This window comes from Paenibacillus sp. EZ-K15, from assembly GCF_002573715.1.
In the GTDB taxonomy this organism is placed as follows: Bacteria; Bacillota; Bacilli; order Paenibacillales; family Paenibacillaceae; genus Paenibacillus_AQ.
Window position 1 is genome coordinate 877,540 of sequence record NZ_PDHM01000016.1, and the last position, 14,993, is coordinate 892,532.

A 14,993-nucleotide genomic window follows, 5' to 3' on the forward strand; every position below is an offset into this window, starting at 1 on the left:
TTCCTCCCATAGCGCTATATCCCCGCATGAATGGACAACGGCTCCGGCGCGTTCCCCTCGTAAAACCTCGTAAGATCGGACATCAAAATGCCCATCGACGTTCCGTCCGTAATGATATGATGCATATCCAGCAGCAGTACGCTTGACTCGCGCTCCAGGCGTACAAGCTCCATCCGCAGCAGCGGCGCTTGCTCCAGATCAAACGGCTGCAGGAAGCTGCGCTGCCGCATCGTCAGCGCAGACGCCGGCCAGTTGCTTCCGTCAACGACGGCAAGCGGCGGCTCAACCGCCTGCTCGATGCGCTGCATCACATTGCCTTCTTCCATATAAAAGGACGTCCGAAGCGCTGGATGCCGCTCTATCAGCAATCGCCATGCCGCGCGGAATCGTTCGATATCGAGCGGGCCCTTCACCTGAACCGCAAACGGCAGATGATAGTTAAGCAGCCCCGGATTCAACTGTTCCAAAATGAACAACCGCTTTTGCGCCGAGGTCGCCGGATAAACCACCCTCTCCTCCGCTTTGGCTACCGGCGGAGGGGCGGCGGCATTTCCTTCGCCCTCCTGCGCCTTTTGCTCCAGCAAAGCGGCCAGCGAACCCACTGTATCATGCAAAAACAGCTCGGTAAGCGTAAGCTCGACGCCAAACGCTTCTTGCAGCCTGGCGGCTGCATAAGCCGCCTTGAGCGAATTGCCTCCTTGCTCGAGAAAGCCGTCCAACCGGCCTATGTAATCCTTTTTCAAAACCTCTCGCCAGATGGACATGATCCGCTGCTCCGTCTCCGTGGATGGCTCCAAGCCGACATCCCCGCGCAAGGCATCGCCGCCTTCCGCATCACGCCGCACAGGCGCGGCAACCGCCTCCAGCTCAGCCAGCTCGGCAAGTGCTTCGGCAAACTCACCTTCGCGAAGCGCTTCCGCCAATACGTAGCGTTGAATTTTACCGGAGGTCGTTTTCGGAATTCGCCGAACCGGGACAACAAAAGCAACGTCCAGACCGGCCGATGCGTTAAGTAGTTTTTTCACCTCGGCCATCAGCGGTACAAATCCGCCGGTCTTGCCGCGATGCTGAATAAAAACGGCGATCGCATCCCGTTTGGTCGTAGCATCTGGAACGGCGGCAATCGCCGTTTTCCCGATGTCAGCCCCTTTCAGGCCGCTGATCAAGGCCTCCAGGTCATGCGGATACACATTTTGCCCGTTGACGAAAATGACGTCCTTCATGCGGCCGGTCACATATAAACGCCCTTCCAGCAAGAAACCCAAATCTCCCGTATTCAGCCAGCCGTCCGGGGAAATCATTTGCTTGTTTACATTGGGCCGCTTATAGTAGCCGCTTGTAACGTTGCGGCCTCTAATATGAATCAAACCTATGCTGCCTGCTGCCGAAGGGTTTCCCGTTTCGTCGCTAATGCGCACCTCGCACTCTTGTACGGGGAAACCCAGCTCGACGATCTCGATCGCGGCATGATCCCCGTGCGCGGCCATTCGTACAGGCTGTCCGACAGCGAGCGATTGGCGCTCAAGCAGGGCGGTATTCAGGTGATCTTCCGTCCCCGGGAACGTTACGGCCAGACTCGCTTCCGCAAGCCCGTAAACCGGGAAAATGCAATTTCCCTTTAACCCGTACGGCTTCATCGCCTCCAGAAAATCTCGGCAATGGGCAGCCGATATCGGTTCGGCCCCGTTAAAAATCAGCCTGACGCAAGACAAATCCCATGCCGCCGCTCCTTCCGGCTTCCAATGCTGCAGAAAATGCACATAACCGAAATTCGGCGAAGAGAGGCATGTCACCCGATGCTTATGCGTCAGTTCCAGCCATTTCATCGGATGAAGCACAAACGTCGAAGTCGGCAAGTGCAGCTGATTCATGCCGCAAAACAGCGGCGAAAGATGAAAGCCGATGAGCCCCATATCATGCGTCAGCGGCAGCCAGCTTAGCGAAGAATCCCGCTCCGTCGACTGCGCCCCATGAATAATGGCGCGTATGTTCGACAGAATATTGCCGTGCGTTAATACGACCCCCTTCGGATCTCCGGTAGAACCTGATGTAAACTGGATGAATGCGGTGTCCGTCTCGGCGGCGTCATATGGCTCAGCCTCGGGCCGGCCTGCATCCGCAGCTGCCGCAAACACCTCCGCAACCGGCACGCTGCCGTACTCGAGATGGGCCAGCGCCTCCGCCTCCCCGTGCTTCAAAGCGTAGCCTTGAATTCCCGGCCAAAGCTCTTCATCACAAAGCAATCTCGGCGCTTCCAACTGTTTACATACCTGGATCAGCTTTTTGCGTCCTTCGTCCGTACGCGCTGCCGTTACAGGTACAGGGACAATGCCGCCGAGCACGCAAGCCCAGAATAGAAGGATAAACATTTCGTTATCTTCCGTCTGCATGACGGCAAAGTCGCCTGGCTCAAGGCCCTGCTCGCGCAGCAGATGGAGCGCCCTTCCGGCCAATGCAAGTAATTGGCCATACGACAAGTAGCGCTCCTGACCGCTTTCGCAAAATAAAATTCCCGCATCGTTTTCCTTGCGCGCCAGCAATACGCCGGACAAATTACGGATGGTTCTCATAGTCGGCAGCCCTCCGTTCTGTCTTTTATTACACCGTTGTGGAATGCAGTTCTTGATAATCCTCCGTTACGATGCGATTATGCTCGTCCATAATGACGACATGTGGACGATACGTCCGGGCTACCGATTCCTCCATCATTGCGTAAGAAATAATAATGACGCGGTCGCCCGGCTGCACCAGTCTGGCAGCCGCGCCGTTCAAGCAAACCATACCCGAGCCTCTTGGACCTGTTATGACATACGTCTCCAGCCTGGCTCCGTTATTTATATTGACGACTTGCACTTTTTCGTTCTCGAGGATGTCCGATGCATCCAAGATATCCTGATCGATGGTTATGCTTCCCACGTAATTCAAATTGGCCTCCGTCACGACAGCACGGTGAATTTTGGACTTATGCATCTCTCTAAACATGAATACACTCTCCTTGTGGAGTAGTCTTTGGAAAAATAAAACCTAGCTAACTTCTTATAACGAACGTTATTTTCCAACTATTCTTTTTTAATGAACATTCAGAGTACAAACAAACCTACATTGTTTCTCTGTCTTAACGAAAAAGAACAAGCTGGACCAATCAAGCTATTCTAAAAAGAAATTCTGCGGCAAACTCTTGCCAATGTGACTGTTCGTACGGAACAAGCTAGTTGATGCTTATGTGTGGGAGCATGCCGAATGGGTAATTTCATGTGATTGTGGGGGGCATGTTGACTGGCAAGCTCATGCTGATGGTGTGGAATCTTGGAAATTGGGCAAGCTCATGCAAATGGACGAGGTCATGCTAATTAGGCAGATTATGCTTTTGTGCGGGTTCCAGTAGATTGAAATTCATACAGCAGAAACAAAAAAAGTGGCTTGTACATCGCAGCAGCTCCTCATACAGGCGGTTCAGTGCTGCGGAAGGGGAAAAATGTCGTGTAACCAAGTTTAGCGGTAATGGGTTAAAGTGTTGAAGATCATTACATAAACAGGTAATTTATTGAAACCTACCCTTATAGTAGTGCTAAAGTTTCGCTTATAATAGGGAGATAATCCTACAATAGAGGGGGAAATTCTTTTTACTTTTTTTAGCAAGCCCTACCACAAATTAAGAGCCTTATGCAAAAAAACATTTCCGCTCTTGCTTGAAAACAGCAGCTTGACAAACAAAAAAAATTAAAAATTGTAACTTTAGAGCGAATGGATTGGCGGCAATTAGTGGAGCGCTTTTTTGCGGTCGTGACGGTTCAAATAGCTGAGTGTATATGCCAATGTCGATGTAATAGAGCTGTTTCACTTTTTTGCTGATGGAATCGGACTGAGCGACTAAATCCCGGATGTGTTCGCGGACCTTGATCGATTTGAAGCTAAGTCCTTCGATTTTATTGTATATTTCCTCGTTGAGATGAATCGTATCGGGATCAAGCTGCCAGCGGTCGCAGAAGAAGTAGAGGCTATCGGGTGACTCCCGGTAGACGGAATGAGGTTTGGTTTGCAGTGCAATTCTGTATTTGTCGAAAAAGCGGAGCAGATAGGTCGTATCTTCCCCCAGATAAAAATGTTCGTTGATTAAGCCGACTTCGTCCAACAATCCCGGCGGAATACCATCGTGTTCAGTTGAAAAAAATTGCGCGTATGCGACAGAAACGCCTCGAACAATCCTTTTTCGAACTTTGTTCGCAGTCCGTGCAGCAAATACCGCTCAACCTTATTGTCGAAGTTGTAGGAAGTAATATCTCCGTGTTGTTCCACCCACAGCGCAAAGCTGATATCCGCTTTTGTCAGCGCAAGTGTCCTCATGCTGTCGGTCAAATGGCAAGGATACCATTCGTCATCGGAATCAAGAAACGCCACATATTCGCCTTGTGCCGCGAGCATCCCCGTGTTTCGCGCCGCCTGGTCCTTTTTCCCGTTCATTGCACACATAGCGGTTTCGTGCATCTTTAAGCGTCCACTCGCGTATTGCCTCTTCCGTATGATCCGTGCTTCGGTCATCAACGACGATCAGCTCCCAGTTGGCGTAAGTCTGTCGCAAGATGGACTTGATCGCCCCGGAAATGATCTGCGCCCGATTATACGTTGGCATCACAATGCTTATCAACTGCTCCATTCGCCTCACTCCAATCGTTACAAAATATATGCCTTAAATCATCGTCAGTGTAAATGCGGAATGGGAAGCCGTCAGTCCAAAAAGCATACGGCGGTTTAAGCATGCCCTGCTTATGAGTTAAAAAAGTCCCGGATTTCCAATTTTGGATATGCCAGCTTACACGCAGCTTCCCGAAACCCAATAGGCCCTCCGCTTCATTTACGTAGCGCGCCAAAGTTCGCATGGAAAAGCGATTTTATTGTTAATCTTTCGAGCTCCCTTCACATGATTTCCATTAGACTTGTGAGTCTGGCATTACACAAAAGGACGGTGCTCACCAGCTCCGTCCTTTAATAACACTTATAGAATGATTAAGCCAACGATGCGAGAAACTGCTGAAGCCGATTTGCCCGGATCAAATTTTTGACCACCCGAAGATTGGCCTCGCAATCTTACGAATCCAAAAAGCAAATACGGTCATTGGAGTCCATGAACTACGTCTATTCTCCAAGTATTGATCGTTGATAATATAAGTCCGCGTGGAAGCAGGGCTCTTCAGCCCGAACTCTTCCCACTTCGCCGGATCATTCGAACCTTCGAGCTTTTCGAGCATATCTGCAGATGATTTATTTATTTTATCCCGAATTTGCTCGTAGGCTTGGGTGATCTGAACATGAAACTCGTCGATCGGATTGTAGCTGGCAAGGCTCTCCAAGTGAATGCCTTCGCGAATGTAAGAAATGTATGACAGATGGTCAGCCCAGAACTTGTCGATATAAAAAAGCCGTACCCGCTGCTCCGAAGGGCTCATCGGTGTTTCGCCTTTCAAAATTCCGAGTCGTTCCTCGTGTAGAATTCGCCTCTGATCCTCCACCATATCGGAATAACCGTTCAGTTCCTGGCGAATATGGAAATTCTGGCCCATGATAACTCGCTGAACATGAACGATTTGTCTGCTAAGCACCGGATCTTCGAGAGCCTCATCCTGCCTAGGAGCGCGAATCGCTTTACTCATGCCGAACCGAAGCAGCAACTCGTCCTCCAAGCTTACAAAAAAAACGGAATCTCCCGGGTCACCTTGGCGGCCAGAACGCCCGCGTAGCTGGTCGTCGATCCGCATGCTTTCGTTCACATGTGTACCAATCACGTACAGTCCACCCAGCTTGGCGACAACTTCCGCTTGCAAGGGGTTGCCGCCGCCGAGTCGAATATCGACGCCGCGTCCCGCCATATTCGTTGATACCGTCACAGCGCCGATTTCTCCTGCTTTGGCGATGATTTCGGCTTCTTTTGCATCATTTTTTGCATTCAGTACATGACAAGGTACACCTGTAGCAGCTAGCGCTTCCGCCAGCATGTCAGACTCCTCGACGCTTGACGTACCAATCAGAATTGGACGACCCATTCTATGGACGGATGAGATTTCTTGTACAAGCGCTTTAAGTTTGGCTTCTTTATGGGTATAAATCCGGTGTGGATGGTCGATCCGTATGTTTGGCCGATTGGGTGGGATTTGTACAACCTGCAGTGCATAAATCTCTTCGAATTCCATTTCGGAAACGTGCGCGGTAGCTGTCATACCGCAAATTTTTGGATATAGGCTAAGGAAATGTTGAAGGGTGATCATCCCGAGAATTCTCCCGTCGGCTAAGGGTTGCAGCCCTTCTTTGGCAGCAAGCGCGGCTTGCAGCCCGTCAGGTAAATACCTATTCTCTGCCACACGACCGGTATATTCCTCGATCAGCTCAATTTTACCGTTCCGGACGATATAATCGACGTCTTTTTTTAATAATGTTTCCACATGCAGTGCGCAATTTAATGACGTTAACAAATGGCTATTATGGCTATCGTACAGATTGCCGCACCCCAGCAGTGACTCCGCTTTCGCTGAGCCTGCCTCATTTAAGTATACGTTCCTCTGGAACTCGTCGAAGTCGTAATGCTCATCTTGCTCGAGCTGCCTGGCCACATCTGCGAATCGAGCGCCATCGTTCCTGGAAGAGACTGAGTCGCCAGTTATGACAAGCGGCACCCGCGCCTCGTCCAGAAGCAGTGAATCCGCTTCGTCGACAATAACATAGTGGAAAGGACGATGCACGGTATCGGCTTCGCTGAGTGCGATAGTGTCGCGCAAAAAATCAAATCCCGCTTCTTTGGCCGTTACGTAGGTTATATCCGCCGCATAAGCTTTCTGTTTATCGGACGCGCTCATTCCTGCTTGAACCGAATTTACCGTTAACCCGAGGAAGCGATAGATCGGGCCCATCCACTCCGCGTCCCGATTTGCCAAATAGTCATTAAAAGTCAGAACATGAACGCCTTCGCCAGTTAGCGCATTTAAATAAGCAGGCATAACCGCAGAAAGCGTTTTTCCTTCGCCGGTATGCTGCTCAATCAATAATCTCTCGTGAAGAGCGATGGCAGCCATGATCTGGACATCATAGGGTTGTAATCCGAGCTTTCTCTTCGCTGTCTCGCAGACGAGCGCATAGGCATCGACAAGCAGCTCGTCCAAAGGCGTACCCGATTTTGCTTCCCTTTGCAGCCGTAGAGATTCTGCTAGCAGCTGCTTTTCGTCCCATGCTTCCAAATTGCGTTTCCTGACAAGCAGCATTTTGTTACGATAGCCCTTCAGCTTATGCTGGTTATCGAGGTTTTTGAATTTTTTCATATACTTGAAGGCTACATTCATCGGAAATTGATCTCTCCTTCCTACTCATCCTTTAACCGTCGTTGATACAAAACAACAGACACAATCGTTAATACAACCGTCCATGCCAAAATTATGAGGAGGGGTTTTAATAAATCTCCCGTCGTAAAGCCTATTTTGTGGATAGCTAACAAATGCACAAGTTGACTGCTTGGTGCGTACTCCAGCACTTTGAGGATCGGATAATCATCCTCTAGAAACGCTCCCCATGGTGCCCCAGTAAATACGAACGCAACAGGAAGTATGGATAATGATGCATCAAGCAACGTCTTGGAGAATAAACCACATATGGTCCCGGCTACTATGTATAGAATAATCGAAAGAATGATTGCTGCCACATACGCCCATATACTAGCTGGCTCATAGCCAATTATAAACGTAGCAATAGCCAGAGCAACCGCAGACATGAGAAAGACTAAAGTACTTTTACCGATCAAAACATCCATGGTTGTGGCCGGAGTCATCATTAAGGATCGTAAAGTGTTACGTTCCTTTTCTTCCGCAATCAAGCATGCTTGTACTAAACACGTTAGTAACACAAACGAAGGATTAAGAACAAGACTGAAAGCGAAAGCTCCATTCAAAGAAGGGCCTGCACTTCGAAAAAGAAGTGCCAATATAATTGGAAAAATCAAACTAATGGAGAGCCCATAATTGCGTGAAAACTCTTTGTAATCCTTCACAAAGATCGCCCGGCACGTTTTAATGAGATACTCATCGTAACTCACTTCCTGTCATTTGAATAAAGATCTCACCTAGACTTGGCTCTTTCGTTTCTAACTGATCAATGAACCCACGTTTCATCCAATCAGCTATTTGATCAGCCGTCCCCTCATCGATCGGAAGTTCGTGTGTTTCCCCATTTATTAAGTCAACACAAACTACATTTTCCCGGTGCTGTTGTTTAAGCTCCTTTGGTGAGCCGATGGTTTGGATTTGTCCTTGATACAGAATCGCCACACGGTTACATATCAATTCGGCCTCTGTCATATCATGCATTGTTAAAAAAATCGTTGTTCCGTTCTCATTTAAGTAGCGTAAGCCTCTATAAATATGTGCGGAGTTTACCGGATCTAAAGCCGAAGTAGGCTCATCTAAAAATAATAATTCCGGCTCATGGATCACCGCGCAAGCTAACAAGACACGCTGACGCATCCCTTTCGATAAGCGATAGACTTTCTTTCTGCGCTCTCCGCTCAAGTTAACAAAATGCAGCACCTTATCGATCGAAGATTTAGGAAGATCATATAACTTACGATACAGTTCCAGATTTTCCTCAATCGTTAATCTCTCATATAGACCGCTGTTATCCGACAAAATGCCAAAGCGCATCTTCTGTGCAGACTGATGCATCATTTCCGCTGGCTGATTAAATACACTTGCCTGTCCACTCGTCGGATTTAATTGCGCTGTCAAGATCTTAATTAATGTGGTTTTTCCCGAACCACTCGGACCCAGGAAACCAAAAATATCTCCTTTCGGAATGGTAAAAGACACGTTCGATAACGCATCCTTATGTCCAAATTTTTTTCGAATATGTTCTACTTGGATAACATCCACGGACACCACTTCCTTCGAGTTGATGGCTTAAATATATACAGATTGCTTGCTTCCAGCCATCAAAAAACGCTGAAATGTAGCTATTATCGTCTGAATGGTACCATGGAATGCTTGATTAGTTCGACACTTTCCCGAAAATCAAATGTTAAGAAGTGCTTTTAATTCTTGTAATTTTGAACGAGATAACGGAACAACGGCATCTTTATCTGTATTTAATCGCAAGCTGTAGCTATTCTTCGTCCATGTAATAATCTCTCTTACTTTTTGCAGATTAACGATGTAGGAACGATGACACCTGAAAAATCCGAAATTTAACAATCTGTGCTCGAGCTCGGTTAACGTCAAGGCACAGGCATAATTTTCTCCACCCACATGAACAAGGATCGAACCTTCTATGCTTTCTATGCAATCGATTTCAGGTGGATTAAATAAAATTACTTTGTCATTTCTTTTTGTAGATATTTTCTGTATGGTTATATTGGCTTGATCTTGTTCCAGCACTTCCTGCTTATCCTCTTCTGAGTCCCGAATATCCAATGGATGAAATCCCAGTTCGTTCAATCGGTAAATGACATCACAGGATATCATGGCATCCTCTAAATTCGAAGTTAAAATTAAAATCTGCTTTTCTTTCGAAAGATCCTCCAAAATCCGTTTTAATTGACGACGATCTTGCTCTTCCAAATAAAAATAAGGTTCCTCCAGTACAAGTGTAGGTTGATGCGCAAAAAAGACACGCATCAATGTCACATACATCCTTTTCGATGGGCTTAGATCCTTGATTTTTACCTTCCGTTCTTCTTTTAAAGCAAAATAATCCATTAACGAAGCGACACGTTCATTCTTTTCCGTTACTTTGATTAGAAATGTGATTAGCTCTTCCACCGTTAAACGCATATACTCAGCTTGCTGAGCTTGAAATAAATAAAAGTGGGAATGATCAACTAATTGATCCATTAAAAGCTGCTTTCGCTTCACATCCGTTATAATTCCTATCGATTGACACGATGTCATATGTAATTCAATCTTCGGTAGAAGTAATTCCCCATCATAATAAATTGGTTGAAATTGCATGCCGTCCTCCCGGTCTGTGCCTCTATAGGATATATATTACAATTATAATGTTGGGGTACTTTTTTGTCAGTTTCTATTGAAAAATATAACAGCATGTCTTTTCTAAGCCATATCAGTATATATTTTGACCATAGAATAGATATCGATAATGGATAGGCAGGGTTCGAGCCTGGAGAATCTTTCGCCGCCCTTTGAAAACAGACAAAGAAGAAGCCGTCTAATCGGAGACGGCTTCCTCTTCATAGATGATAATCATTTTGTAGGGCGCTCAAGCACAAACTCGCCTAAAACGGTTGACCCATTCACATCATAAAGTGGAATAGCTATCGAGCCGCTAATGCTATTCATATATGCTATCGCTTCCTCGGGAGACGTTACGCCAGTGATAAAGTCGCTGGATCTCACATATCCTTATACGCCATTTGTTCCTATGGCCGCAATCAAATCGGGTTCATGTCCGATGGTTTCCGCTGACAATGCAGAACCGAATGTTTCTCCGTTTTCATTCTTCTCATAAGCTGTTCGCGATTGTATCTCCGTAAGAATTACCTTTGCGAGCGTATCAACGCTTTCGCCATCTAGTTCATTGACTGGAGTGACGTACGAATTGTTTGATCCGATCGTTCAGTGGTCCGGAGGCTTTTGTCGGGATCCGATGATCGACTTTTTTAATGAAAACCAACTCACTCATAGGCAATCGTTGATGCAACATTTTGGCGTAAGGATGGAAGTGCTTATCTTTTTCTCCGTAAACGAGCAGTACGGGAAGTTGGATTTCCCGAAGTTGCGATGTACAGTTATACTTCAAGCTGTACTGGTAATACTGTTCCGCATTTTTGGCATTTCCTTTTTTTGCATCGTTAAATAACTCACGGAAGAACGAAATATTTTTAGCTTGGGTCAAAGCAGTGGAAAACGCGATCGTGCCGACTGCCCCGATTTTGGAGAAAACGGCTCCCAAAGATATTTTGTTTCTTAGACGCCATTCGTTCACTTCCGACATTCCCCCGATGATGATACCTCCTAATGCTCGATCGGGATGAGACAAGAGAAACTCAAGCACAACCGAACCGCCAGTAGAATATCCACACAAGAAAATTTTTTCGATGCTTAACTGGTCTATCAACTGTTTGATATCCTCAACAATTATAGGATATGTAACCGCTTGTTTGGAAGGCTGACTCTTGCCATGTCCTCTGATGTCAAAAGCAATGGTTCGAAAATGAGGTGAAAGCCCTTGGATTTGATATAAGAAATTTAAGCTTGTCAGTACAGGTGGATGAATAAAGAGGATTGCTGTTCCTTTTCCACAATCGATATAATTCATCGAGTATCCATTTATGTAAGAGTTAGTCATTTAATCGTCACACTCCAGGTAAAATCATTTATGAGTTTCTGCTCAATTATGAATTAGAGTGTCCAAATAATAAGGAAAGTACTCCATAAAATAAATCGTCTCGGTGTAAGAAACTTTTTTGTCGTTGCGTTACAACCGTGCGAAAAACACGCGCGGGAGGGAGTTCTTGCGATGCTTAACTGTGTCGCTTCAGAATTTCAGGCCACAAACCAATTTAACACTTAGGCAATCATCTAATCGGCTATGAATATAGATTCTTGTCCATTTCTGCTAATGATGTAAGTTCTTGTCCTACGACAAATCTTCTTCGAAAAGTTCATGCCCATCTCCTTTATATAAGTTACTCTTGAGCTATCGTTTCCCGTTAGCTTAATCGTCATCTTTTCCCGGTTATTTTTGTTCTGTTCGAGTATGTACAGCCTAGGCACGGTCACAAAATTTAACTTGATCATAGTCTCCTTTCTTCTGTGTGCTGACGGATAAGGGTATTAAAAATGAAGGTTAAGGAAAACTATATACGACTTATGACTAGCATAGGTAATCAAAAGTAACGGAGGAAGCTTATGCCTATTTTCAAACCTTCACAAAGTGTGCGATCAATTTATGACATTGATGGAGACGCGCTGCAACGGGCAGGAATTAAAGGAATCATATTTAATTGGAATAATACATTAATATCGAAAAATTCTTCGGCTGAATCGGATTCGATGAAGAATTGGCTGAAAGACTTTGAGTCCCGATATGCGATTAAACTGATGATCGTCTCGAACAGTAAACCTCCTTCGCAAGGAAACGAGCTGGTTAATGAGATTCCGGCTTTATTCGAAGCGAGTAAACCGAAGAAAAAAGCATTTATGGCTGCTTTGGAAATACTCGGAACCCAAAAAAATGAGACAGCGGTTGTCGGTAATGGCATTATTACTGATTTATGGGGTGGAAATCGATTAGGAATGTATACGATTTTTGTTTCTCCTTCATGGACAAAACCTCGGATTATAGGTGCAATAAAACGGTTAGTGGTAAAAGCGCTTCGAGTGTAAAAGGAAATAATCACTAGATCAACAGGGGTAATTCCTGTTAGAAGATAACCGTGGGGGCTCCGTTCCCTAAATATCTGGCACCATTTTCATTGAAATGAAATTGGCGGACTGATCTTAAAATACAAAGAAGAGCAGGCATAATGCACCTGCTCTTCTTTGTATTTATTATGAATTTTCTATACGGATTTATAAGAAAAAGATCATAGATAATACGAACATAAACACTACACCAGCAATCATTGGAACCGATGTTCTTTTTACAAGGGCAATCGGATCTGTCTTCACAGTTCCGGCAACAATGAGTATAACTGCTGCTACAGGTGAAACCGCTCTGAAGAGGTTGCCTGACAGACCGAGTGGTACTGAAATGGCAATCGGACTAATTCCAGCCGCCTCTGCTAATGGCACGATCAGCGGTACCATGGCAAAGATCAGAGCAGTACCACTACCACTCAATATAACAATGAGGGCCGTTAATGCTACTAAGATAAGAGGTAGAATAAAGTCTAATCCATTACCTTGGATGCTTTGCATGGCTGATTGAAGCTCGTCAACCAAGCCGATCGATTTCAGGCCCGTTACAAATACGGATGCCGCTACCAGAAGAGCTACAATGGGAACTGCCCCACCCATTCCTTTAAAGAAAGTTTCCGTCTTTTCCAGCACGCTTTTATTTCCTTTATGTCTAATTAATTCACACACAATGGCTAGAACAAAGGATACTAGGGTGGCAATCTCGACGCTAATATCGATGGATTTGCCAGTCGTTAGTTGAATAGCGTAATTACCTAGCAATAGAATAATTGGGAAGATTGGGAGTATGGCATATACGGTTTTAAATAATTTGCCTCCCGTGATTTCTTCAACATTGCCCGCATCCACATGCTCATGATCATTGCCAGCTTGATTCTGCAGGTTCGCCTTTTTATCCATTCTCTTCTGCCAGAAATAGTGAACAATCGCTATAACAATCAGAGTCGGGATTGAGATCAAAGCATGATATTTAAATACATAGTCTGTTACAGTCAACCCTGCAAATGAAGAATGTTTCGCTAATTCTTCCGCGATAGCTACGTTGTCGCTTCCTAACGGAGTCGGAACGATCGTTGCTGAAGTGGCGATCACCGCTCCAGTAGTTAATGCCGACATCCCCGCTTTTCTTAATATAGGATACAATGTAGCCAGTAATATAATGGCCAAATTCGAAGCACTAGGAATAACGAGTGACAATGCATTACCTAACAAATATACAAGTGGAACCAGAACATAAACTGACTTGATCTTTGAAATAGGTTTAGTTAATGCGCTTACAGTAACCTCATTAGCACCAATCGATGACATGTAAGCTGTATATCCTCCCAAGAGGAGAATAATAAAACCGGCAGCAGTAAGGGTCTGCTTAAACTGAGTAATAATTACTTGAAGAGGATCTAGCCAAGCTGATCCCATTGAAACAAAGTCTTTGACTGCGATCTCTTTTCCCATAGCGGTACTGACTAAAATCAGTACGATACCAATAAGGAACAAGGAGATCTTAATGTCCATCTTCTTAATCAACATATATATAACTACTGCTACAGCGATAATAGCAGAGCCGTACATGATTATATTAGAATCCATGGCTTTGGCCTCCCTCTGGTTGTTAGTTACATTTCTTCAAGCTATCCATAAACCATTGCTTAAACATTTGTGGATCTATATCTATACATACTTTGGCATTATGAGGCTTCCCTAAGTAACCCTTTAAATCCACTATGGTACATCCGGTTGTCATCGTGCCGTGTAATTCTACATCAAGGAATGTATCTACGACCTGGAACATTTCCGGTTGTAACAAATAAGCGATCGCCGTGCTGTCATACATTTTCAATCCGGTTTTCATGCTACCGCCTCTGTATTTCTGGAATAGCTGATAAATCATATTTCCTGTCTGATTCATATCCTTTAGCTGCTCACTATCCTCAGGATATACTAGAGCTTTCAGACCCACATCGAGTCCCACCATCACAATTGGCAATTCACTCTGGAATACGATCTTCGCAGCTTCAGGATCGGCAAAAATATTAAACTCCGACATAACACCTGCATTACCGCGACCTGCTGAACCTCCCATGAAGACAATTTCAGCAATGTTATCTTTAACTTCTGGATACATTTTTAGCAGGAGAGCAATATTCGTTAATGGGCCAATCGGAACGATGGTCATTGGTTCTTTGCTGTCCATAATGACACGATACATTGCATTCACGGCATTTTCTTCCAGAACAAGCTCTTCCGTTGGCTCTTCAAACTCAAAACCATCCATTCCTGTTGAGCCATGTATATCACTAGCATCGATAGGGTCTTTGATAAGCGGTCTGTCCGCACCAAGGGCAACCGGTACATTTTTATTAAAAAATTTCAGCAACCTCAGGGCATTAAACGTTACTTTATCAAGTCCGACATTTCCAGCAACCGTAGTGATTAGGCGAACATCTAATTTTTCACTATAAAGTGCAATGGCTAGTGCAACTGCATCATCAATTCCTGGGTCTGTGTCAATAATTATGGGTCTGGTTGTCATTGTAAATTCCTCCTAAAATCTTATGTGCATTCTGTAAAATGATATATAGCTTTTTA

11 protein-coding genes and 1 pseudogene are annotated in these 14,993 nt (G+C 45.3%); 1 reads left to right on the top strand and 11 read right to left on the bottom strand.

All coding sequences use genetic code 11. The annotated features are described in order from the left end of the window. Positions 1-14: 14 nt before the first annotated feature. The 9 genes and pseudogenes from CRG97_RS34015 to CRG97_RS16400 all read right to left on the bottom strand — a co-directional run bounded on the left by CRG97_RS34015 (position 15) and on the right by CRG97_RS16400 (position 11,334). Positions 15-2,570, bottom strand: a complete 2,556-nt coding sequence (locus tag CRG97_RS34015) for an AMP-binding protein (protein ID WP_272914364.1) — start codon at positions 2,568-2,570, stop codon at positions 15-17. A 28-nt stretch (positions 2,571-2,598) separates the two neighbouring features. Beyond that, positions 2,599-2,982: an aspartate 1-decarboxylase gene (panD, locus tag CRG97_RS16370; protein ID WP_098744960.1), complete on the bottom strand. Its 384-nt coding sequence runs from the start codon at positions 2,980-2,982 to the stop codon at positions 2,599-2,601. A gap of 679 nt (positions 2,983-3,661) precedes the next feature. Beyond that, complete coding sequence (locus tag CRG97_RS33685; protein WP_237566434.1) at positions 3,662-4,135, bottom strand: hypothetical protein; 474 nt, start codon at positions 4,133-4,135, stop codon at positions 3,662-3,664. After that, a pseudogene (locus tag CRG97_RS34240) lies at positions 4,114-4,654 on the bottom strand (glycosyltransferase family 2 protein). The gene CRG97_RS33685 and the pseudogene CRG97_RS34240 overlap by 22 nt, the downstream one beginning before the upstream one ends. Positions 4,655-5,048: 394 nt before the next feature. Next, complete coding sequence (locus CRG97_RS16380; RefSeq protein ID WP_098744962.1) at positions 5,049-7,325, bottom strand: preprotein translocase subunit SecA; 2,277 nt, start codon at positions 7,323-7,325, stop codon at positions 5,049-5,051. Between the two features lie 20 nt (positions 7,326-7,345). After that, positions 7,346-8,026 (bottom strand): ABC transporter permease, encoded by a 681-nt coding sequence (locus CRG97_RS16385; RefSeq protein ID WP_237566437.1) that lies wholly within the window; start codon positions 8,024-8,026, stop codon positions 7,346-7,348. A 31-nt stretch (positions 8,027-8,057) separates the two neighbouring features. Then, a complete protein-coding gene (locus tag CRG97_RS16390) occupies positions 8,058-8,903 on the bottom strand; it encodes an ABC transporter ATP-binding protein (protein WP_098744968.1) in 846 nt (281 codons plus the stop codon). A gap of 138 nt (positions 8,904-9,041) precedes the next feature. Beyond that, entirely contained in the window at positions 9,042-9,977 is a 936-nt protein-coding gene (locus tag CRG97_RS16395) for a LytTR family transcriptional regulator DNA-binding domain-containing protein (RefSeq protein WP_098744971.1), read from the bottom strand. 583 nt (positions 9,978-10,560) lie between these two features. Then, entirely contained in the window at positions 10,561-11,334 is a 774-nt protein-coding gene (locus CRG97_RS16400; RefSeq protein WP_098744974.1) for an alpha/beta fold hydrolase, read from the bottom strand. A 563-nt stretch (positions 11,335-11,897) separates the two neighbouring features. Here CRG97_RS16400 and CRG97_RS16410 point away from each other — a divergent pair. After that, positions 11,898-12,374 carry a YqeG family HAD IIIA-type phosphatase gene (locus CRG97_RS16410; RefSeq protein ID WP_098744980.1) on the top strand — a complete coding sequence of 159 codons (477 nt, stop codon included), beginning with the start codon at positions 11,898-11,900 and terminating at the stop codon, positions 12,372-12,374. Between the two features lie 186 nt (positions 12,375-12,560). On the opposite strand, the gene dcuC is transcribed toward CRG97_RS16410, so the two are convergent. Beyond that, positions 12,561-13,994 carry a C4-dicarboxylate transporter DcuC gene (gene dcuC, locus CRG97_RS16415; protein WP_098744983.1) on the bottom strand — a complete coding sequence of 478 codons (1,434 nt, stop codon included), beginning with the start codon at positions 13,992-13,994 and terminating at the stop codon, positions 12,561-12,563. 22 nt (positions 13,995-14,016) lie between these two features. Further along, entirely contained in the window at positions 14,017-14,937 is a 921-nt protein-coding gene (gene rihC / locus CRG97_RS16420) for a ribonucleoside hydrolase RihC (protein ID WP_098744986.1), read from the bottom strand. Between the last annotated feature and the right edge of the window lie 56 nt (positions 14,938-14,993).